Genomic DNA, 21,874 nt, shown 5'->3' with positions numbered 1-21,874 from the left:
ATACGTCGAACTTGACGTTTGGCGAAAACCTGCATTTCACACCGCCCGGGTGCCCCGTTCAGCTACCCGCCCAGGGCCCACCGTCCGGGTGCTGAAGACCCCGCCTGCACCGATGGTCGAAGGCGCCCATACGGCAGGGGAGGTGTATCCTTATGGGGCTGATTACACACCCCGCATCCCAAGGATCTTCATGTCCCTCATCGCCACTTTCGACACCACCCAGGGCCCGATCAAGGTCGAGCTGTTCGCTGACAAGGCGCCGCTGACCGTTGCCAACTTCGTGAACCTGGTCAAGCACGGCTTCTATGACGGCCTGATCTTCCACCGCGTGATCGCCGACTTCATGATCCAGGGCGGCTGCCCCAAGGGTCAGGGCACCGGTGGCCCGGGCTACAAGTTCGAAGACGAGAAGAATGGTGTGAAGCACCAGGTCGGCTCGCTGTCGATGGCCAATGCCGGTCCGAACACCAACGGCAGCCAGTTCTTCATCACCCACATCAAGACCGATTGGCTGGATGGCAAGCACACCGTGTTCGGCCAGGTGCTGGACGGCCAGGCCATCGTCGATTCGGTCAAGCAGGGCGATGTGATCCATTCGATCACCCTGGAAGGCGATACCGACGCCGTGCTGGCCGCCCAGGCCGAGCGCGTGGCGGAGTGGAACAAGCTCCTCGCCGCCTGATTCCCCTTCGAAACGGCCACCCTCGGGTGGCCGTTTCCCTGTTCCCCGCCGCCCGCCCGGCCTGCGTGGCCACGCCCGCGGCGTCCCATCAAACGCTTGCAAGCAAGAGGAAACCCCCATGAAAGCACCCGTTCGTGTTGCCGTGACCGGCGCCGCCGGCCAGATCGGTTATGCCCTGCTGTTCCGCATCGCCTCCGGCGAAATGCTGGGCAAGGACCAGCCGGTCATCCTGCAGCTGCTGGAACTGCCGATCGACAAGGCCCAGGCCGCCCTGAAGGGCGTGATGATGGAGCTGGAAGACTGCGCCTTCCCGCTGCTGGCCGGCATGGTCGGCACCGATGATGCCGAAGTGGCCTTCAAGGACGCCGACATCGCCCTGCTGGTCGGCGCGCGTCCGCGTGGCCCGGGCATGGAGCGCAAGGACCTGCTGCTGGAAAACGCCAAGATCTTCACCGCCCAGGGCGCGGCGCTGAACAAGGTCGCCAGCCGTGACGTGAAGGTGCTGGTGGTCGGCAACCCGGCCAACACCAATGCCTACATCGCGATGAAGTCGGCGCCGGACCTGAAGCCGGAAAACTTCACCGCCATGCTGCGCCTGGACCACAACCGCGCGCTGAGCCAGCTGTCGGCGAAGCTCGGCAAGCCGGTCGGTGGCATGGAGAAGCTGGTCGTGTGGGGCAACCACAGCCCGACCATGTACCCGGACTACCGTTTCGCCACCGCCGATGGTGCGTCGATTGCCGATGCAATCAACGATCAGGAGTGGAACGCCAACACCTTCATCCCGACCGTCGGCAAGCGTGGCGCGGCGATCATCGAAGCCCGTGGCTCGTCCTCGGCTGCTTCGGCCGCCAACGCTGCCATCGACCACGTGCGTGACTGGGTGCTGGGCAGCAACGGCAAGTGGGTCACCATGGGCGTGCCGTCCGACGGTTCCTACGGCATTCCGGAAGGTGTGATCTTCGGCTTCGCCGTGACCACCGAAAACGGCAAGTACACCCTGGTCAAGGATCTGCCGATCGACGACTTCAGCCAGAAGTACATCGACAAGACCCTGGCCGAGCTGGAAGAAGAACGCTCCGGCGTCGCCCACCTGCTGGGCTGATGCAGTCGGTACCGGCTCCGGTCGGTACGTCTTCCATCGAGGTAGGTACCGACCGTTGGTCGGAACGCAGAAAACGGGGAAGCTTCGGCTTCCCCGTTTTTGTTTGGACGGATAGAACCTGATGATCCACCTGCATTACATCGACGACGCGCTGCTGGTGGCGGAAAAGCCGGCCGGCCTGCTGTCCGTGCCTGGCCGCAGCGCCGAGAACCAGGACTGCGTGATCGTGCGTTTGCAGGCGTTGTACCCGGATGCGCTGACCGTGCATCGCCTGGACCAGGTGACTTCGGGCCTCTTGCTGCACGCGCGTGGCAAGGACATGCAGGCGGCGTTGTCGATGCAGTTCGAGCAGCGCCGGGTCGGCAAGCGCTACGAGGCCATCGTGCAGGGTCTGCTGGAAGCTGAGGCCGGCGAGGTGGAGCTGCCGTTGATCGTGGACTGGCCGAACCGGCCGAAGCAGATGGTTGACCACGAGCGTGGTAAGCCGGCGCTGACACGCTGGCGTGTGCTTGCCCGCGATGTTGAAGCGCAGCGCACCCGCGTGGAGCTGGAGCCGGTCACCGGCCGCAGCCATCAGCTGCGCCTGCACATGGCCAGCCTCGGCCATCCCATCGTCGGTGACGTGCTGTATGGCGCTGCACCTGCGCAGCGGGTGCACCTGCATGCGCGCAGCCTGCAGTTCACCCACCCGGTGACGGGTGAGGCGCTCGCGTTCGAGTCTGCGACTCCGTTCTAGGGGTTCGGCAGGGCTTGCAGCCCTGCACCCGCAGAATCAACGTCAACGTCGAAAGCGGGCTATCCGTGGGATGGTGGGGCACTGTGGGTTTGCGGGGACGCCGTAAACCCATCCATGGGGGCTTGGTCGCGGCATCCATGCCGCTCACACCCCGCAAACCCACAGTGCCCCGCCTTCGACAGTTGGCCGGCGGCCAGTAGATCCACGCCATGTGTGGATGAATCTCAATCGGAATCGAATATTTCGAATTGAAATCGAAATGCATCCACGCATGGCGTGGCTCTACCGTGTCGACCAAGGTCGACACCCACCAAGGCAGAACGTCGTTCCGACAGATCGCGGAGAACTGTCGAAGGCGGGGTGGGTCCGGTTGCGGGGGCGTGAGCGCCATGGATGGCGCGACCGAGCCTACAGGGACGCATTCACGGCGTCCCCCGCAACCGGACCCATCCCGCCATCCCACGGATACCCAGCTCTTGACGTTGCCTTGGCTTGAAGCCTCGGCGGGTGCAGGGCGCAGCCCTGCAGAACAAACACCCCCTACCAAGGTAGGGCGGCCCGCGCGGCAGCGCCGGACTATCCTCGAACCCATGACTTTGTCTGGGAGGGCTGCGTCATGAACTACGAGGAAACCTACCGTCGCTCGATCGACGAGCCGGAGGCCTTCTGGGGCGAGGAAGCCAAGCGCATCCATTGGCACAAACCGCCGCAACAGGTGCTGGACTACAGCAATCCGCCGTTCCGGCGCTGGTTCGTCGGCGGCGAAACCAATCTCTGCTACAACGCCGTCGATCGCCACTTGGTGGATCGTCCCGACCAGCTCGCATTGGTCGCAATCTCCACCGAAACCAACAGCACCCGCGAGATCACCTATCGCCAGTTGTATCGCGAGGTGAACGACTTCGCCGCCGTGCTCAAGCACCTTGGCGTCGGCCACGGCGACCGCGTTGTGATCTACATGCCGAACATGGCCGAAGCGGTATTCGCCATGCTTGCGTGCGCGCGTATCGGTGCGGTGCACTCGGTAGTATTCGGTGGCTTCGCCGCGCACAACCTCGCGCTGCGCATCGACGACGCAAAGCCCAAGCTGCTGATCGCCGCCGATGCCGGCATGCGCGGTGGCAAACTGATTCCCTACAAGGCGATGGTCGACGCGGCCTGCGCTGAAGCGGCTTCGCCGCCACCGCATGTGTTGATCGTATCGCGTGGTCTGGATGCAGCCGAACCACGCGTGGCAGGCCGCGACGTGGACTACGCTGCGCTGCGTGCACAGATCGGCGAAACCGACGTGCCGGTCCAGTGGCTGGAATCGAGCGAGCCGAGCTATCTGTTGTACACCTCCGGTACCACCGGCAAGCCGAAGGGCGTGCAACGCGACGTGGGCGGATACGCGGTGGCGATGGCACAGTCGATGGAGACGGTGTTCGACTGCAGGCCGGGGCAGGTCATGTTCTCCACCTCCGACGTCGGCTGGGCCGTGGGTCACTCCTACAACGTGTACGGCCCGCTGATCGGCGGCTGCACGTCGCTGCTGTACGAAGGACTGCCGACCAACCCGGACCCGGGCATCTGGTGGGCACTGTGCGAACAGTACAACGTGCGCACGATGTTCTCTTCGCCCACTGCCATCCGCGTGCTGAAGAAGCACGACGCGGACTTCATCCATCGCCACGACCTGCGTGCGCTGAAGTACCTGTTCCTGGCGGGCGAGCCGCTGGACGAACCCACCGCGCACTGGATCAGTGAAGCGCTGGGCAAGCCGATCATCGACAACTACTGGCAGACCGAAACCGGCTGGCCGGCGCTGACCCTGCTGCCGGGCCTGGAGATGAAGCAGGTGCGCTTCGGTTCGCCGGGCTTCCCCAACCTCGGTTACCGGATGAAGGTGATCGATGAGAACACCGGCGAAGAAGTCGCGCCGGGCCAGAAGGGCGTGCTGGTGATGACCCCGCCGTTGCCGCCGGGCTGCATGAGCACGGTGTGGAACGACGACAGCCGCTTTCTGCAGAGCTATTTCAGCCACTTCAAGGAGCTGCTGTACAGCTCGCTGGACTGGGCGATCCGCGATGACGATGGCTACACCTTCATCCTCGGCCGCACCGACGATGTGATCAACGTGGCCGGGCATCGACTGGGCACGCGCGAAATCGAAGAAGCCATTTCCAGCCACCCGCGCGTGGCCGAGGCCGCAGTGATCGGGGTCAAGGACGAACTGAAGGGGCAGGTGCCGCTGGTGTTCGTCACTCTCAGGCAGGGGCTCGATGGCGAGGATCCGGCGCCGGTGGTGGCCGAGATGATGGCGACGGTGACTGCCTCGCTCGGTGCGGTTGCGCGCCCGGCGCACGTGCACGTGGTCAATGCGCTGCCCAAGACCCGTTCGGGCAAGCTGCTGCGGCGCTCGCTGCAGGCGCTGGCCGAGCAGCGCGACCCGGGAGACCTGTCGACGCTGGATGATCCCAGCGCACTGGAGGAGATCCGCCGGGCGCTGGGGCGGTAACCGGTCTGGTAGCGCCGGGCCATGCCCGGCGAGCGCGAAGCGCGGAAAAGCCGCCAGGCATGGCCTGGCGCTACCCATCCGCCAGACATGCGCTAAGCTCGGCCTGTCATCGATCTGCAACAGGGCCTGCGCTTCGGGGAAGCTGCGCAGGCTCCGGCGATGGCGGGCAAAGGGGGCGCGTCCGTCCGGGCGCGCAGATGAAGCGCATCAAGGATCGGGGGGATGCAATGGCATTGCTGCACGCCAAGACGGCTGCTGGCCGCCAGGAAATCGAAGACCGCGCGCGCCGGCTGCCGGCGGCGCTGCGTTCGATCCTGCTGATGGTCGATGGCCAACGTGATGACACTGAACTGCGTGGCCTGTTCGAAGGCCTGCGTGCGCCACCCGATGCACTGGAACAATTGTCGGCGCAGGGCCTGATCGAAGTGATCGGCGGAAGCGCCGATGTGGCACCGGTGCGCGGCATCAGCACGGGCCGCGAACAGGACCCGGCGCTGTACCAGCAGCTGTACGACGCGATGAGCGAGGCCGTGCGCCGCCATCTGGGCCTGAAGGGCTACTTCATGCAGTTGAAGATTGAACGCTGTACCGATGCACGGGCGTTGGAGCGCTTGTGCCCGGAGCTGCTGACCGCCGTCGGCAAGGCGCGCAGCCCGGCGCTGGCGCAGCGTTGGTGGCAGGAAACCCAAGCGGCACTGGTGGGTGGCAGCAGCGAGGTCGTACAGGCCTGAGCCACCGCGTAAAGTGACCGGTTCACTTCCACAAGGAGTCTCCCGTGCAGGACGACCACGACGACACCGATACCCCCGGCTGGGACGCGATCAACGCAGCGCTGGCGCCAATGTATGCCGGCCAGGAGCCGCGTCACTACGGCACGGCGCTTCCGTACACGCTGGGTGGCCAGGACCCCTTGGATGGCATCAGTGTGTACTGGGCGGATGCGCCTGTACCGCACTGGCACTACATCACCTATGGCTTCTCCGAGCTGTACGCCAAGGAGAGCAGCGATGCCGCTACCAGTGGCTATGGCTTCGAGCTGACCTTCCGTCTGGCGGCGGCTGCCGATGAGAACGCCGACAGCACGCCGCCGGTGTGGCCGATGAACCTGCTGCAGAACCTGGCGCGCTATGTGTTCGGCAGCGGCAACGTGTTCGAGGACGGTCACCACCTCAATGCCAATGGCCCGATCGCGCTGGAGACCGACACGCGGTTGTGCCACCTGGCCTTCGTCGCCGACCCTCAGTTGCCGGCGCGCGATACCGCCAATGGCCATCTGCAGTTCCTGCAGCTGGTCGGGCTGACCGATGAGGAGATGGAGGCGGTCAAGCGCTGGTCGACGCGCGGCGTGCTGCAGGTGCTGCAGCCGGCGATGCCGCTGTGGATCAGCGACCTGCATCGCGGCAACCTGCTGGACGATCCAGCGCTGGCCGCACAGGTGCGCGCCGGCAGCGAGCGCGAAGGCTCCAGTACCGGCATGTTGTTCATCGAGACGCTGGACTGGCGCCAGGAGGCCGGTGTTACCACGCTGGTGCTGGGCGCGGGCCAGGTGGCCAGCGTGTGCGAGTTGCTGCCGCTGCGTCTGCGCCACGGCAGATCACTGGAGCTGGTCAGCCGCGAGCGGCAGTGGGAGTTCATTCCAGCCGGGCGCGATGAAGCCGGCGAGGTGTCTGTCGACAGCGCGCGCTGGGCGCTGGACGAGGCAGGGCTTCAGGCGCTTGCCGAGGTGCGTGCCGAGCGCGGCATCTACCCGCTGGCCGATGCGCTGCGCATCGAAGTGGTGCCGACCTACCTGCGTGATGCGAAGGGCGAAGTGATCCGCCAGATCGGTTGATTGCACCGCTGGAACCGATGGGGTCAGAGCCGTCTGCTGCGCAGACGGATCCGACCCCGTCCCAGCAGCCATTTGGGTCAGATCCGTTCGCCACGCGAACGGCTCTGACCCCAGGTCACGGTCAGGCCAGGCCTTCAGCCTTCAGTGCGGCCTGCACGCCGGCATCGGCATCCATGCGCGCCTTGTAGGCGGCCAGGTTGTCCAGCCCGGACAGATCGACCTTGGCGCCGGCTGCCCAGCGCAGGGTGATGTAGAAGTACGGGTCGGCGTAGCTGCGGAAGCCGGCCAGCCACTGCTTGTCTGCCAGCTGCGTGTCGGCGGTTTCGAACAGGCCACGCAGGCGCTTGTGTGCGGCGGCGCGGATCGCGTCGTACTGGCCTTCGTCGGCAATGAACTTGCCCGGCGAGAACAGCGGCGAGAACGCCGGATGCACATCGGAATTGACGAAGGCCAGCCAGCGGGTGGCTTCTGCGCGCTGGCGCGGGCTGCCATCGCCGCCGAGGCCGGCCTGCGGGAAGCTGTCGGCGATATAGCCCATGATCGCGGCGTTCTGCAGCAGCACGAAATCGCCGTCGACCAGTGCGGGAACGGCGCCGGCCGGATTGATCTTGAGGAATTCCGGACCCTTCAGGGTGTCCTTGTTCAGCAGTTCAACCTCGAACGGCTGGCCGGTCCACTGCAGGGCGATGTGGTCGGCGGTGGAACAGGCACCGGGCTTGCTGTACAGCTTCATGGGAACTCCAGGTGATACGGGCGGGAAACGCCCACTATCCCAGAGCCCGCCGGCAGGCGGCAACGCTGCCGCCTGTACGGATCGTTACGACTGCCGCGGCTTGAGGTTCTGCACCTTATAGAAGGTGTGATCGCCGATGGTGGCCACCTGGTAGGCATTGCGCCAATTCGGGCTGGCGATGGACAGCGCAGCGAAGTGGCTCGCACCGGGCACGATCTCGCGGCGCTCGCCGGCCGGCAGCGCCCAGTTGCGCTCGGCGTCGAAGGCCACGTTCATCGCCTCGCTCCAGGCCGCGTCATTGCCCAGCTGGGTGCCGGGGGAGACGATGGTCGGTGCGAACTGCTTGCGCGCGGTAACCACCTGGCACATCGAGTCGCCCCACAGGCCACTGTCGAGACGGCGCAGGGCGACCTCGGCCACGGCCTGCTGGCCACGGACGGTCTGGTCGCGGGCTTCCAGGTAAACGGTGGTGCTCAAACACAGTGAATCAGCGGCCGGCTGCGGCAACAACTGCGACAGCCAGAGAATCCAGGCCAGTTTCATATAACTCCTTGCTCCGTATGGGCCGCACGCTCCGGTTCCGGCCGCGGGGGCGACAGGAGGCGGGGTACGACTTGGCGTCATGGGGAGGCGGCCATCGGGGCCGCCCCGTGGGCAGCCCCAAAAGAACGATCAGTACCGATCGAGGGGGCTGCGCCGGCTCACCGGAAACTGGCTGGTGAGCGGAAGATGGCGCAAGGTAGGGGGGGATAGCCGAACGCATCGTGAACCGTCCGGCTTGACATTCAGGTTCGGCAGGGGTGACGGAAATCACATTCCGCCCCCCATTCAGGCGCTCATCAGAGCGCGGCGGCGACCCGGCTGCCCTGGTCGATGGCCCGCTTCGCATCCAGTTCGGCCGCTACATCGGCACCGCCGATCAGCTGCGCGTTGATGCCGGCGGCCTGCAGTTCGGCCTGCAATGCACGGTTCGGTTCCTGCCCGGCGCAGATCACCACATGGTCGACCGGCAGCAGCTGTTCGCTGCCTTCCACGCGGATGCGCAGGCCCTCGTCGTCCACCCCCAGGTACTCGACGCCGCCGAGCATGCGCACACCCTTGGCCTTCAGCGTGGCGCGGTGGATCCAGCCGGTGGTCTTGCCCAGCCGCGCGCCGGGTTTGCCCGGGCTGCGCTGCAGCAGCCACAGCCGCCGCGGTGATGCCTCGACCTCGGGCCGGCCCAGTGAGCCGCGGGCCTCGAAGCTGGCATCGACGCCCCATTCGGCCATCCAGCGCTGCGGGTCCAGCGAGGGCGACTCACCGGCGTGGCTGAGGAACTCGCCGACATCGAAGCCGATGCCACCGGCGCCGATGATCGCCGCATTGGTGCCGACCTCAACCCGGCCCAGCAGCACGTCCAGGTAGTTGATCACCTTGGCGTGGTCGGCGCCGGGGAAGTCGACCTTGCGCGGGGTGATGCCGGTGGCCAGCACCACCTCGTCGAAACCGACCAGGTTGGCGGCATCGGCGCGGGTGCCGAGGCGCAGCTGCACGCCGGTTTCCTGCAGCTTGTGGCGGAAGTAGCGCAGGGTCTCGTGGAATTCTTCCTTGCCGGGGATGCGCTTGGCCACATTGAACTGGCCGCCGATCGCCTCGTTGGCATCGAACAGGGTGACCTGGTGGCCACGTTCGGCGGCCACCGTGGCACAGGCCAGACCGGCGGGGCCAGCACCGACCACGGCAACCTTCTTCGCCGTGGCGGTGGGGCGATAGACCAGCTCGGTCTCGTGTGCGGCGCGCGGGTTGACCAGGCAGCTGGCCAGCTTGTTCTCGAACACGTGGTCCAGGCACGCCTGGTTGCAGGCGATGCAGGTGTTGATCGCCTCGGCGCGGCCGGCGCGGGCCTTGTTCGGCCACTGCGGGTCGGCCAGCAGCGGGCGCGCCAGCGACACCATGTCGGCGCCGCCACTGGCCAGGATGCGCTCGGCCACCTCGGGCATGTTGATGCGGTTGGTCGCCACCAGCGGCACCTTCACATACGGCTTGAGCTTGGCGGTGACCCCGGCGAAGGCTGCGCGCGGCACCGAGGTGGCGATGGTCGGAATGCGTGCTTCGTGCCAGCCGATGCCGGAATTGATGATCGTTGCGCCGGCCGCCTCGATCGCCTGCGCCTGCTGCACGATTTCTTCCCAGTTGCTGCCGTCGTCGACCAGATCCACCAGCGACAGGCGGTAGATGATGATGAAGTCCGGGCCGCAGGCCTCGCGGATGCGGCGCACGATCTCCACCGCGAAGCGCATGCGCTGGCGTGCGTCGCCACCCCAGGCATCGGTGCGCTTGTTGGTGCGCGGGGCGATGAACTCGTTGATGAGGTAGCCCTCCGAGCCCATCACTTCGACGCCGTCGTAGCCGGCTTCGCGGGCCAGCTTCGCGCTGCGCGCGTAGTCGGCGATATGCCGTTCGACGCCACTGGCCGAGAGCGCGCGCGGGGTGAACGGGTTGATCGGCGCTTTCAGCTTCGACGGCGCCACCGACAGCGGGTGATAGGCATAGCGGCCGGCATGCAGCAGCTGCAGGCAGATCTTCGCGCCATGCTGGTGCGCAGCGGCGGTCAGTTGGCGGTGCGGGCGCACTTCCCAGGGCCAGGACAGCTTGCCGCCGAACGGCTTCAGCCAGCCCACCACGTTCGGTGCGAAGCCACCGGTGACGATCAGGCCGACGCCGCCCTCGGCGCGTTCGGCGAAATAGGCCGCCAGCCGCGGGAAGTCGCGGGCGCGATCTTCCAGGCCGGTGTGCATCGAGCCCATCAGTACGCGGTTGCGCAGCTGGGTGAAGCCCAGGTCCAGCGGGGCGAACAGATGGGGATAGGTGCTTTCGTTGGCTGGCGACATGGTCGATACGCTTGCGTACGGAAGCGCGAAGCGTGCCGCGAAACGGCGGCCGGGGCAAGGGCCGCCGCACGGCGGGGTGGCGCCGGGCCATGCCCGGCGACGCGATCAACCCTTGCCGCGCTGTGCGCTCGCCGGGCATGGCCCGGCGCTACCGGAAGCAGGCGCCGACGGTACCTTGCCAATTCCGAACCAACCCAGCGTCACCCCGCACAGCGGGCCGATCAGCAGAGCGAAAGCCAGCGTGCCGACGCCGACGTTGCCACCCAGCCACCAGCCCAGCAGCAGCACGCTGCCCTCGATCAGGCTGCGCACCTTCCAGATCGGCCAGCCGGTGCGCGCGTGCAGGCCGGTCATCAGGCCGTCGCGCGGACCGGGGCCGAGCTTGGCGCCGATGTACAGCCCGGTGGCAAGCGCGACCAGCAGCATGCCGGCGCAGAACATCGCCAGCTGCCAGCCGAGGCCGACGGCTGGCGGCAGCAGCCACAGCCCGAACTGGGCCGAAGGGCCGATCAGCATGACGTTGAGGACGGTGCCGACGCCGGGCTTCTGCCGCAGCGGCCACCAGAGCAGCAGCACCAGCGCGCCGATCACGTTGGTGGCCAGCCCGAACGACAGCGGGGTCTGTGCGGCGATGCCCTGCGACAGCACATCCCAGGGGGCCACGCCGATCGCTGCGCGGATCATCAGCGAGGCGCCAAAGCCGTACAGGAACAGCCCGGTGATCAGTTGCAGCAGGCGCAGGGGCAGGGCGGTGGGCATGGCAGGCTCGGGGGGAGGGTGATCTGTTTCCACCGTAGTCCTGATCCAGCAACTTCCATAGATACAGATGCCAGCCAATCCGCCGCTACAGGAGAGTCGAGCCTGCTCGACTGCTCCTGATGAATCAGTCGAGCAGGCTCGACTCTACGATCAGGCCGCATGGCCGAGCACGGGCTCGGCTCTACATCGGCGTTCCAGCCCGGCTCAGTCGTCCCAACCGGCCAGTGCCAGCTTGCCCACCGTGCGCCCGCTGGCCACGCGCTGATGCGCGATGTCCAGATTTTCCGCATTGATCGTGCCCAGCGTCTCGCTGAGGGTACCGCGCAGCTGGCCGGCGTCGATCATGCTGGCCGCACGGCTGAGGATGCGGTGCTGCTCGATGCGGTCGGCAGTGGCGAAGCGCGAGCGCGCGAACATGAATTCCCAGTGGATGCCGATGCATTTGGCCTTGTAGGGATCGCCGATGCGCAGCGGGCCGCGCGGTTCGACGATCAGGCCGACATGTCCCTGCGGCGCCAGCAGCTCACCCAGCTCGTCCCAGTAGTGGTCGGTGTCGGCCAGGTTGAGGGCGACCTGCACCGCATCGATGCCCGCCGCCTGCAGTTGGGGCAGCAGGGGTTGCCGGTGGTCGATCACGTGCTGGGCGCCCATGCGCCGGCACCAGTCGATCGAGGCCTCGCGGGACGCGGTGGCGATCACCTCGAAGCCGGCGTGGCGGGCCAGCTGGATCGCCATCGAGCCGACGCCCCCCGCGCCGCCGATCACCAGCAGGTGCTGGCCGGACTGGCGTCGGTCGTCCAGCCGCAATGGCATGCGCTCGAACAGCAGTTCCCAAGCGGTGAGGGTGGTCAGTGGCAGCGCAGCGGCCTCGGCGAAGTCGAGGGTGGTGGGCTTGCGTGCGACCAGGCGTTCGTCCACCAGCTGGTACTGCGCATTGCAGCCGGGGCGGGTCACATCACCGGCGTAATAGACCTCGTCGCCGGAAGCAAACAGACTGGCCTCGTCGCCGATCGCCTCGACCACGCCGGCGGCGTCCCAGCCGAGTACGCGGGGGACGTCGAGCGTGGCCGGATGGGTGGCAGCGCGTTGCTTGCCGTCGACGGGATTGACCGAGATCGCCTCGACCCGGACCAGCAGGTCACGGCCGCCCGGAGGCAACGGCGGAGGCAGATGGATATCGTGCAGGGCAGGGCATGATTCACGACTCAGGGCGACGGCTTTCATCACGGCTCCGGCTGGGTACGTGTTCTCATCATAAGGTTCCTCACCTTTCCGCAAACCGGCTGAATCCTGTGATGCAGTGTGTGGCGAAGAATGTCGCTTTTCGCACTTAAACCCCGTCAAACCCTTGCAGCGCGAGGGTCTTGCGGATTTTCATCATCCTGTATAGGGTTTCAACGTCGGACCGGTGGAGGGTCGGGCACAACACTTCACATGTTACGGGACTGTTAACATGACCTTCACCCGCCTGAGCATAATGTTCGCGGCGGTGGCGTGCTGAATCGGCTGTCGAGCTTCGACGCAGTAGTGCTGGCCCATGCCTCTACCGGTTTCATACCCCCGAAATAGGAGCTGTACTCAATGAACAAGAAGATCCTTACTGCCGCGCTGCTGGGTGGTCTGGCTTTTGCCCAGGCTGCTTCCGCGCAGGAGTTCGATGACCGCTGGTACCTGACCGGTTCGGCCGGCTTCAACTTCCAGGACAGCGACCGTCTGACCAATGACGCTCCGTTCGTGACCCTGGGCCTGGGCAAGTTCATCAGCCCGAACTGGTCGCTGGACGGTGAGCTGAACTATCAGAACCCGAACTTCGATTCGAACAAGGACCTGAACTGGTCGCAGTACGGCGTCTCGCTGGACCTGCGTCGCCACTTCATCAAGGAAGGCCGCGGCTGGAACCCGTACATCCTGGGTGGCCTGGGCTACCAGAAGTCGGAAGAAGAGTACCCGGCACTGAACGCCAATGGTCCGCGCGAGCGTAAGGACGGCAACGTTGCCGCCAAGCTCGGCGTCGGCCTGCAGACCACCTTCGAGAAGCGCGTTGCTGTGCGCGCCGAAGTGGCCTACCGCGCTGTCTTCGACGACAAGAGCATTGCTGCTCCGAAGGAAGACTGGTTCGGCGACGTGCTGGCTTCGGTCGGCGTCGTGATCCCGCTGGGCCCGGCTCCGGTTGCTGCCACCGTTGCTCCGGCTCCGGTTGCTCCGAGCTGCGCCGACCTGGATGACGACGGTGACGGCGTCAACAACTGCGACGACAAGTGCCCGAACTCGCAGCCGGGTCAGACCATCGGTCCGGACGGTTGCCCGGTGCCGGTCTCGATCGACCTGAAGGGCGTGAACTTCGACTTCGACAAGTCGAACCTGCGTCCGGACGCCGTGGCCATCCTGAGCGAAGCCACCGAGATCCTGAAGCGTTACCCGGATCTGCGCGTTGAAGTTGCCGGTCACACCGACTCGAAGGGTACCGACGCTTACAACCAGAAGCTGTCGGAGCGTCGTGCTACCGCCGTGTACAACTACCTGACCAAGAACGGCGTTGACGCCGGTCGTCTGGTCGGCCCGATCGGCTACGGCGAGAGCCGTCCGATTGCTCCGAACACCAACCCGGATGGTTCGGACAACCCGGAAGGTCGCGCCAAGAACCGTCGTACCGAGCTGAACGTCCAGAACTAAGTTCTGACGCTCTGCCAGTAAGACACAGCAGGACCCGGCTTCGGCCGGGTCTTGTTGTTTCTGCGGCCCGGAATGCCCGGAACCCCCCGAATCATCCGTTGGTAGCCGACCGTTCGTCAGTAATTTTCTTCTAAAACCAATGAGTTGCGGTATTCATTGAAAGTGGCGCTTGAAAGCTGTCGCGGCATTGCTAAACTCGCCGCGTCACTTCCTTTCCTGGATGTCCTTCATGCTGCGCTCTGCATCGGCCGCCGTCCTGGCGCTGGCCCTGGTTCCCGCCGCCCACGCTGCGGTCGATTGCTCGGTCAACACCAGCGCCTCGCCGCTGCCGTTGCCGGCCACGACCATCGCGCCGGTGGCTGACGAGCTGTACATCCGCGGCAACCAGCTGGGTATGCCGGCCGGCGTGCTGAGCGGCAACTACGATCCGTCGCAGTCGTTGGACCAGGTGCTGCAGCGACTGCGCATCGATGGTTGCCAGAACATCGCCAAGGCCATTCCGAGCGCGCCGGCGGTGAAGGCGAACGATCCGGCGGCCTACAAGCCGCAGACCGAGTTCGACAACACGCCGTGGCGCTTCGACATGAGCCAGAACGGCAAGCGCATGACCGCCGAAGAGTTCGACGCCTGGATGAAGGCGCGCGGCGTGCGTGTGGTCAAGGCCCGTCCGGTTCCAGCGGCTACGCCGGCTGCAGCCGAAGCACCGGCTGAAACCAAGCCGGTCGACAAGAAGTAAGCGACGCGGGGAGCAGAGGCTTGCGCACGCGCCGCCCACCTGCCGCCCCCGCTGCCCGCTCCCACGCCTCGCGTGGGCGTGCGAATCCGAACGCCTCCAGCGGCGTGCGCCATGGTCTGGCGCGCGTGCTGTCCAAGGCCGGCGTGTGCTCGCGCAGCGAGGCCGCGCGCTGGATCGCCGATGGCCGTGTTCGTGTCGCCGGGCGCATTGTCCGTGATCCGGAATTCCCGATTGCCAGCCCGGCGCCGCCGATCGAGGTCGACGGCCAGCCGATGGGCGCACCGCAGCGCCTGTACCTGATGCTCAACAAGCCGCGCGGGGTAGTGACGACCGCGCAGGACGAGCGCGGCCGCGACACCGTGTACCGCTGTTTCGATGGTGCCGGCCTGCCGTGGATCGCGCCGGTCGGGCGGCTGGACAAGGCCAGTGAAGGCCTGCTGCTGTTCAGCAATGATCCGCAGTGGGCCGCGCATCTGACCGATCCGCAGACCGGGCCGCAGAAGACCTATCACGTACAGGTGGACCGCCTGCCCGACGAGGACATCCTGGCAGCGCTGCGCGCCGGTGTCGAAGACGAGGGCGAGTTCCTGGTTGCCCAGGCCGTGCGCGTGCTGCGCAGCGGCGACAAGACCGCGTGGCTGGAGGTGGTCCTCGACGAGGGGCGCAACCGCCATATCCGTCGCCTGTTGGCGGCATTCGACCTGCAGGTGCTGCGGTTGGTCCGGGTTGCGATCGGAGAGCTCACGCTCGGCGATCTCGGCAAGGGCCAGTGGCGGGTGCTGGAGGTCAGCGACCAGCAGCGGCTGGGGGCCGCTGCAACGGGCTGATCATCGCCCGCGGCCGGCGCCCGCCGGCCACCGTTCCAGGCGTAGGGGGCGCCTGGTTGTTGAATTTCCCGAACGGAGCCTGCCCATGTACCACCCGACCCTCAATCACACCCTGCGCTGCGCAGGCCTGCTGCTGCCGATGGTGCTGCTCACTGCCTGTGGCGGCCACAAGAAGGTGGCCAAGGCGGAAACGCCGGCCGAGACCCCGGTGGTGGAAGTGAAGACCCCGGAACTGGACGGTCGCGGCAGCTACCGCTTCCTGATGAGCAACGGCGACCAGAAGATGACCGCCGACCAGTTCGACGCATGGATGAAGGCCAATGGCATCCGTGTGGCCAAGGGCAACGGCCAGGATGCTGCTACCAAGCCGGTGGTGGTGGCCAGCAAGGACGAACCGAAGGGCAAGAAGAAAAAGAAATGACGCGCAATGCGCGTCATTTCGGTAGCGCCGGGCCATGCCCGGCGAGCGCGTAGCGCGGAAGCTGTTGCTGGGGTCAGAGCCCTTTCCTGCGGAAAGGGATCCGACCCCGGGGCGTCATCAGCCCTTGATCACGCCCAGCTCGACGCCAATGCGGGTGAACGCATCGATGGCACGGTCCAGGTGCTCGCGGCTGTGCGCGGCGCTGATCTGGGTGCGGATGCGCGCCTGGCCCTTGGGCACCACCGGGAAGAAGAAACCGATCGCGTAGATGCCTTCTTCCAGCAGGCGCTCGGCGAACTTCTGCGCCAGCGGTGCGTCGTACAGCATCACCGGGCTGATCGGATGTACGCCCGGCTTCACGTCGAAACCGGCGGCGGTCATCTTTTCGCGGAAGTAGGTGGTGTTCTCGGCCAGCGTGCTGCGCAGGTCGTCGGCGGCGGCCAGCATTTCAAACGCCTTGATGCCGGCGGCGACCACGTGCGGCGGCAGCGAGTTGGAGAACAGGTACGGGCGCGAACGCTGGCGCAGCAGTTCGATCACTTCGCTGCTGGCGCAGGTGAAGCCACCCAGTGCACCGCCCATGGCCTTGCCCAGGGTGCCGGTGATGATGTCGATCTTCTCCAGCACGCCCTTCACCTCGGCCGAACCGCGGCCGCTGGCGCCAAGGAAGCCGGTGGCATGGCATTCGTCGATATGCACCAGTGCGTTGTACTTCTTCGCCAGCGCGGTGATTTCGTCCAGCGGGGCGATGAAGCCGTCCATCGAGAACACGCCGTCGGTGGTGATCAGCTTGGTCCTGCAGCCGGCAGCGTCGGCGGCCTGCAGCTGCGCTTCCAGATCGGCCATGTCGCAGTTGGCGTAGCGGAAGCGCTTGGCCTTGCACAGGCGCACGCCGTCGATGATCGAGGCATGGTTCAACGCATCGGAAATGATGGCGTCGTTCTCGCCCAGCAGCGGCTCGAACAGGCCGCCGTTGGCGTCGAAGCAGGCCGCGTACAGGATGGTGTCCTGCTTGCCGAAGAAGCTGGCGATCTGCGCTTCCAGCTGCTTGTGCAGGTCCTGGGTGCCGCAGATGAAACGTACCGACGCCATGCCGAAGCCGTGGCTGTCCAGCGCGTCTTTCGCGGCCTGGATCAGGTCCGGGTGGTCGGCCAGGCCCAGGTAGTTGTTGGCGCAGAAGTTCAGCACCGTGCGGCCGTCTTCGAGGGTGATCTCGGCCGACTGCGGGCTGGTGATGATCCGCTCGGACTTGAACAGGCCCTGGGCGCGGATGGCGTCCAGTTCCTCGGCGTAGTGGCGGGTCAGGGCGGAGGAGGCGTCGGTCATGGCGTGGGCACGGCTCTGAACGGGGAAACCGCTGATTCTACCGGGCATCGTTGCTCACCAACCGCTCCGGATGGGCCATCGCCATGGCCGGCACATGTTGCATCGCAATAGCAAACTGGTTAAGAATTCGTGAACCGGAGCTGTCGCGCTCCGGCTGCTACGCCCGCTACCGCCTTCCACGCCACCGCCCCCACCGGAGACGCTCATGAAGCACGCCCGTGCCTGCCTCGCCATTGCCGCTGCCCTGACCCTGGCCGCCCCGTTCGCCGCCAGCGCCCAGGAAAACGAATCGCCGTACAGCTGGAACGTCACTGCCGTTTCCGATTACCTGTTCCGTGGTGTGTCGCAGACCGATGAGGATCCGACCCTGCAGGCTGGCTTCACCTACACCAGCCCGGTCGGCCTGTATGCCGGCGTCTGGGGCTCGGGCGTGGACTTCGGTCCGGGCGATCCGAAGACCGAAATCGACTACCTGATCGGCTACGGCGTGGACGTCACCGAGCGGGTCAACTTCGACGTGCTGCTGAACCGCTACACCTACCTCAAGTCCAGCCGCCAGAACTACAACGAGCTGATCACCACCACCACGCTGGATGACACCTACAAGCTGACGGTGGCCTACAGCAACGATGTGTGGAACAGCAGCACCGATGGCTGGTACTTCGGCCTGGGCGGCAGCTGGGGCCTGCCGAAGGACTTCACCTTGAACGCCAACGTCGGTCGCAGCACCTTCGAAGATGGCATCGCCAAGGATTACACCGACTGGAACGTCGGCGTCGCGCGCCAGTTCGGCTTGTTCAACGTTGGCCTGGGCTACTACGGCACCGACGGCAATGGCCGTGACAACTCCGGCAAGCTGGCCCACAGCCGGGTGATGCTGAGCGTGGCGGTCGGAAAGTAACGCCGAAGCGTTACGGTAGGTGTCAGGCTTGCCTGGCACGCTTTACGAGAAAGGCGCCCCATGGGCGCCTTTTTCAATTCCAAGGCGTGCCGAGCAAGCTCGGCACCCACCATTCGCGCGCGGAGCGAAGGGTCAATTCCAGCTCAACACAACCTTGCCGGCCTTGCCTTCTTCCATCAGGTCGAAGCCCTTCTGGAAGTCGTCGATCGGCAGCTGGTGGGTCATCACCTTGCCCAGCGGGAAACCAGACAGCACCAGCTGGGTCATCTTGTACCAGGTCTCGTACATCTTGCGGCCGTAGATGCCCTGCACGGTGAGGCCCTTGAAGATGATCTTGTCCCAGTCGCAGCCAGCGCCCTTGGGCATGATGCCGAGCATGGCGATCTTGCCGCCGTGGTACATGCAGTCGAGCATGTCGTTGAACGCGCGCGGGTTGCCGCTCATTTCCAGGCCCACGTCGAAGCCCTCCATGTGCAGTTCCTTCATCACGTCCTTCAACGAGGTGTTGGCGACGTTGACCACGCGGGTGGCGCCCATGTCGGCGGCCAGCTTCAGGCGGAAATCGTTGACGTCGGTGACCACCACGTTGCGCGCACCGATGTGCTTGCAGATGCCCGCTGCGATGATGCCGATCGGGCCGGCGCCGGTGATCAGCACGTCCTCACCGATCACGTTGAATTCCAGTGCGCAGTGCGCGGCATTGCCGTACGGGTCGAAGAACGCGGCCAGCTCCGACGGGATCTGGTCCGGGATCGGCCACAGGTTGCTGGCCGGCATCACCATGTATTCGGCGAACGCGCCGTTGACGTTGACGCCGATGCCGACGGTGTTCGGGCACAGGTGCGGGCGGCCGCCACGGCAGTTGCGGCAATGGCCGCAGACGATGTGGCCTTCGGCCGACACGCGCTGGCCGATCTCATAGCCGGTCACGCCCGGGCCGATTTCAGCAATGCGGCCGACGAATTCATGGCCGATGGTCAGGCCCGGCTTGATCGTGCGCTGGCTCCACTCGTCCCACAGGTAGATATGCAGGTCGGTGCCGCAGATCGCGGTCTTTTCCAGCTTGATCAACACCTGGTTGGGGCCCGGGGTCGGCACCGGAACCTCTTCCATCCAGATGCCCTTGGCTGCTTCGCGCTTGACCAGGGCCTTCATCGTTTGCTGCGCCATCGGGGTGGAACTCATCAGGGGGAAAACGCGGATTATAGAGGCCTGCGCGGATTTCCCATGTTGCGCTGCGGGTGCAGTGGCGGAACGAAAGGCCAGCTTGGCCGGGTGTTTCGAACGACGCCGCTGCGCTCGTCGGGCATGGCCCGGCGCTACCGGGGAGGGCGCGCGCAAGCGGTAGCGCCGGGCCAGGCCCGGTGGAGGGCGTCGGTGCGCCCGGTCCATGACTTCCGGGGTTCGGGCCGGGGCAGGGCAGCGGGCTACAATCGAAGGTTCCACTACCAGGGGTCGCTCCATGCGCTCGAACCTGCTTGCATTCTCCGTCGTCGCCAGCCTTGCGCTGGTCCAGGTCGCCCATGCCGCTGAAGGCATGTGGGTGCCGCAGCAGCTGCCGGAAATCGCCGGCCCGCTGCAGAAGGCCGGCCTCAAGTTGTCCCCGGAACAGCTGGCCAACCTGACCGGCGACCCGATGGGCGCCGTGGTTGCCCTCGGCGGCTGCACCGCCAGCTTTGTCTCGCCGCAGGGCCTGGTGGTTACCAACCACCACTGCGCTTACGGCGCCATCCAGCTGAATTCGACCGCGCAGAAGAACCTGATCAAGGACGGCTTCAACGCACCCAAGCTCAGCGACGAACTGAGTGCCGGCCCGAACGCCCGCGTGTTCGTGCTCGACCAGATCACCGACGTCACCGCCCAGGCCAAGGCCGCCATTGCCGGCGCCGGCAACGATCCGCTGGCCCGCAGCCGCGCGCTGGACGCTTTCGACAAGGCCCAGGTGGCCGCCTGTGAAGCCGATGCCGGCTTCCGCTGCCGCCTGTACAGCTTCTCCGGCGGCAACACCTACCGCCTGTTCCGCAACATGGAAATCAAGGACGTGCGCCTGGTCTACGCGCCCCCGGGCAGCGTCGGCAAGTTCGGCGGTGACGTCGACAACTGGATGTGGCCGCGCCACACCGGTGACTTCTCGTTCTACCGCGCCTACGTCGGCAAGGACGGCAAGCCGGCCGCGTTCGCTGCCGACAACGTGCCGTACCAGCCCAAGCATTTCCTCAAGTTCGCCGACCAGCCGCTGGGCGCCGACGACTTCGTGATGGTGGCCGGCTACCCGGGCCGCACCAACCGCTATGCGCTGGCCGGTGAATTCAACGAGACCGCCAGCTTCACCTACCCGACCATCGCCAAGCACTACAACGCAGTGCTGAAGATGATCGCCGATGCCGGCAAGGCCGACGCCGACGTCAAGGTGAAGTACGCCGCCACCGCCGCCAGCATGAACAACGTGGCCAAGAACTATCTGGGCCAGCTGGAAGGCTTCAAGCGCATCGACGCCGCCGGCCAGAAGCAGGCCGAAGAAGCCGCCGTGCTGGCGTGGCTGAAGAAGCAGGGCGCTGCCGGCAAGCCGGCCCTGGCCGCGCACGCACAGCTGCTCAAGCACCTGGATACCAGCAAGGCCACCCGCGAGCGCGATCTGTTCGTTGGCCAGTTCAACAACACCTCGGCTGTTGGCGCGGCGATCACCCTGTACCGCCTGTCGATCGAGCGCAGCAAGCCGGATGCCGAGCGCGAAGCCGGTTACCAGGAGCGCGACCTGACCACCATCGAAGGTGGCCTGAAGCAGATGGACCGCCGCTACGTGGCGAAGATGGACCAGCAGCTGCAGACCTACTGGCTGGACCAGTACGTGGCCCTGCCGGCCGCGCAGCGCGACAACGAGGTGCTGAACAAGTGGCTGGCCGGCAGCGATGCCGCTGCGGTGAAGTCGCTGGTGGCCAAGCTGGGCGGCACCGAGCTGGGCAGCCTGGACAACCGCCTGAAGTGGTTCAAGGCCGACCGCGCCGCGTTTGAAGCCAGCAGGGACCCGGCCATCCAGTACGCCGTGGCCGTCATGCCGGCACTGCTGAAGCAGGAAGAGCAGAAGAAGATCCGCGAAGGCGAATCGCTGACCGCGCGTCCGCTGTACCTGCAGGCCGTGGCCGACTACAAGAAGAGCCAGGGTGAGTTCGTGTATCCGGACGCCAACCTGTCGCTGCGCATCACGTTCGGCAACGTCATGGGCTATGGCAAGGACGGCGTGAAGTACACCCCGTTCACCACCCTGGAAGGCGTGGCGGTGAAGGAAACCGGTGAAGATCCGTTCGATTCGCCGAAGGCGCTGCTCGATGCGGTCAAGGCCAAGCGTTACGGCGGCCTGGAAGACAAGCGCATTGGTTCGGTGCCGGTGAACTTCCTGTCCAACCTGGACATCACCGGCGGCAACTCGGGTTCGCCGGTGCTGGATGCCAACGGCAAGCTGGTCGGCCTGGCGTTCGACGGCAACTGGGAATCGGTCAGCTCCAACTGGGTGTTCGACCCGGTGATGACCCGCATGATCGCCGTCGACAGCCGCTACATGCAGTGGATCATGCAGGAAGTGGCGCCGGCGCCGCAGCTGCTGAAGGAACTGAACCTGGCTAAGTGAGGTAGTGCCGGCCGCTGGCCGGCAACGCCTGCAGACACTGCCGGGCGGTGCATCCACGCATGGCGTGGATCTACTGCCCGGCGCGCCCTCCGCGATCCCGAAACCCCGCGACGTCTGTCGCGGGGTTTTTTCATGCCCGGTCCGGCCCGGTG

The 21,874-nt window shown here is 65.9% G+C and carries 19 protein-coding genes; 12 read left to right on the top strand and 7 right to left on the bottom strand.

The genetic code is table 11. The features are described 5' to 3' along the window. Positions 1-190 precede the first annotated feature (190 nt). The 6 genes from ABR323_RS01260 (at position 191) to ABR323_RS01235 (ending at position 6,851) form a co-directional block, all read left to right on the top strand. Positions 191-682 (top strand): peptidylprolyl isomerase, encoded by a 492-nt coding sequence (locus ABR323_RS01260; RefSeq protein ID WP_004145509.1) that lies wholly within the window; start codon positions 191-193, stop codon positions 680-682. 118 nt (positions 683-800) lie between these two features. After that, a complete protein-coding gene (locus tag ABR323_RS01255; protein WP_439447928.1) occupies positions 801-1,787 on the top strand; it encodes a malate dehydrogenase in 987 nt (328 codons plus the stop codon). Between the two features lie 121 nt (positions 1,788-1,908). Then, positions 1,909-2,523 (top strand): RluA family pseudouridine synthase, encoded by a 615-nt coding sequence (locus tag ABR323_RS01250; RefSeq protein WP_439447927.1) that lies wholly within the window; start codon positions 1,909-1,911, stop codon positions 2,521-2,523. Between the two features lie 616 nt (positions 2,524-3,139). Then, complete coding sequence (gene prpE / locus ABR323_RS01245; protein WP_439447926.1) at positions 3,140-5,020, top strand: propionate--CoA ligase; 1,881 nt, start codon at positions 3,140-3,142, stop codon at positions 5,018-5,020. Between the two features lie 227 nt (positions 5,021-5,247). Further along, a complete protein-coding gene (locus ABR323_RS01240; protein ID WP_135272452.1) occupies positions 5,248-5,751 on the top strand; it encodes a hypothetical protein in 504 nt (167 codons plus the stop codon). A 44-nt stretch (positions 5,752-5,795) separates the two neighbouring features. Continuing rightward, positions 5,796-6,851 carry a suppressor of fused domain protein gene (locus ABR323_RS01235; protein WP_439447925.1) on the top strand — a complete coding sequence of 352 codons (1,056 nt, stop codon included), beginning with the start codon at positions 5,796-5,798 and terminating at the stop codon, positions 6,849-6,851. 121 nt (positions 6,852-6,972) lie between these two features. On the opposite strand, the gene ABR323_RS01230 is transcribed toward ABR323_RS01235, so the two are convergent. From ABR323_RS01230 to ABR323_RS01210, 5 genes are all read right to left on the bottom strand, one after another. Next, positions 6,973-7,584, bottom strand: coding sequence for a glutathione S-transferase N-terminal domain-containing protein (locus tag ABR323_RS01230; RefSeq protein WP_135272454.1), 612 nt, complete (start codon positions 7,582-7,584; stop codon positions 6,973-6,975). Positions 7,585-7,668: 84 nt separating this feature from the next. Then, positions 7,669-8,127 (bottom strand): cell wall hydrolase, encoded by a 459-nt coding sequence (locus tag ABR323_RS01225; protein WP_439447924.1) that lies wholly within the window; start codon positions 8,125-8,127, stop codon positions 7,669-7,671. A gap of 296 nt (positions 8,128-8,423) precedes the next feature. Then, complete coding sequence (locus ABR323_RS01220; RefSeq protein WP_439447923.1) at positions 8,424-10,454, bottom strand: FAD-dependent oxidoreductase; 2,031 nt, start codon at positions 10,452-10,454, stop codon at positions 8,424-8,426. A gap of 105 nt (positions 10,455-10,559) precedes the next feature. Beyond that, positions 10,560-11,213, bottom strand: a complete 654-nt coding sequence (locus tag ABR323_RS01215; RefSeq protein ID WP_439447922.1) for a YczE/YyaS/YitT family protein — start codon at positions 11,211-11,213, stop codon at positions 10,560-10,562. 204 nt (positions 11,214-11,417) lie between these two features. Then, positions 11,418-12,437, bottom strand: coding sequence for a zinc-binding alcohol dehydrogenase family protein (locus tag ABR323_RS01210; RefSeq protein WP_439447921.1), 1,020 nt, complete (start codon positions 12,435-12,437; stop codon positions 11,418-11,420). A 357-nt stretch (positions 12,438-12,794) separates the two neighbouring features. Between ABR323_RS01210 and ABR323_RS01205 the strand changes: the two genes are divergently transcribed. The 4 genes from ABR323_RS01205 to ABR323_RS01190 all read left to right on the top strand — a co-directional run bounded on the left by ABR323_RS01205 (position 12,795) and on the right by ABR323_RS01190 (position 15,870). Continuing rightward, entirely contained in the window at positions 12,795-13,886 is a 1,092-nt protein-coding gene (locus tag ABR323_RS01205) for an OmpA family protein (protein WP_135272458.1), read from the top strand. Positions 13,887-14,115: 229 nt separating this feature from the next. Beyond that, on the top strand, positions 14,116-14,622 hold the full coding sequence (locus ABR323_RS01200; RefSeq protein ID WP_439447920.1) for a hypothetical protein: 507 nt from the start codon (positions 14,116-14,118) through the stop codon (positions 14,620-14,622). A 20-nt stretch (positions 14,623-14,642) separates the two neighbouring features. Next, the gene (locus tag ABR323_RS01195; protein WP_312846202.1) at positions 14,643-15,449 is read left to right on the top strand and encodes a pseudouridine synthase; all 807 of its coding nucleotides are present in this window, start codon (positions 14,643-14,645) and stop codon (positions 15,447-15,449) included. Positions 15,450-15,534: 85 nt separating this feature from the next. Then, complete coding sequence (locus ABR323_RS01190; protein ID WP_439447919.1) at positions 15,535-15,870, top strand: hypothetical protein; 336 nt, start codon at positions 15,535-15,537, stop codon at positions 15,868-15,870. Between the two features lie 117 nt (positions 15,871-15,987). Here the strand turns inward: ABR323_RS01190 and kbl are convergent, their stop codons facing one another. After that, positions 15,988-17,196 carry a glycine C-acetyltransferase gene (kbl, locus tag ABR323_RS01185; protein ID WP_439447918.1) on the bottom strand — a complete coding sequence of 403 codons (1,209 nt, stop codon included), beginning with the start codon at positions 17,194-17,196 and terminating at the stop codon, positions 15,988-15,990. A gap of 205 nt (positions 17,197-17,401) precedes the next feature. Between kbl and ABR323_RS01180 the strand changes: the two genes are divergently transcribed. Then, positions 17,402-18,097, top strand: coding sequence for a TorF family putative porin (locus tag ABR323_RS01180; RefSeq protein WP_135272462.1), 696 nt, complete (start codon positions 17,402-17,404; stop codon positions 18,095-18,097). Between the two features lie 132 nt (positions 18,098-18,229). Here the strand turns inward: ABR323_RS01180 and tdh are convergent, their stop codons facing one another. Then, entirely contained in the window at positions 18,230-19,252 is a 1,023-nt protein-coding gene (tdh, locus tag ABR323_RS01175) for an L-threonine 3-dehydrogenase (protein WP_032952044.1), read from the bottom strand. Between the two features lie 307 nt (positions 19,253-19,559). On the opposite strand from tdh, the gene ABR323_RS01170 reads away from it, so the two are divergent. After that, on the top strand, positions 19,560-21,722 hold the full coding sequence (locus ABR323_RS01170) for a S46 family peptidase (RefSeq protein WP_439447917.1): 2,163 nt from the start codon (positions 19,560-19,562) through the stop codon (positions 21,720-21,722). The last annotated feature ends 152 nt before the right edge of the window (positions 21,723-21,874 follow it).

It is taken from the genome of Stenotrophomonas sp. ATs4, from assembly GCF_051861585.1.
Taxonomy (GTDB): Bacteria; Pseudomonadota; Gammaproteobacteria; order Xanthomonadales; family Xanthomonadaceae; genus Stenotrophomonas; species Stenotrophomonas maltophilia_AS.
The sequence above is the reverse complement of the archived record's forward strand: the minus strand, read 5'-3'. Positions and strand labels throughout refer to the sequence as shown.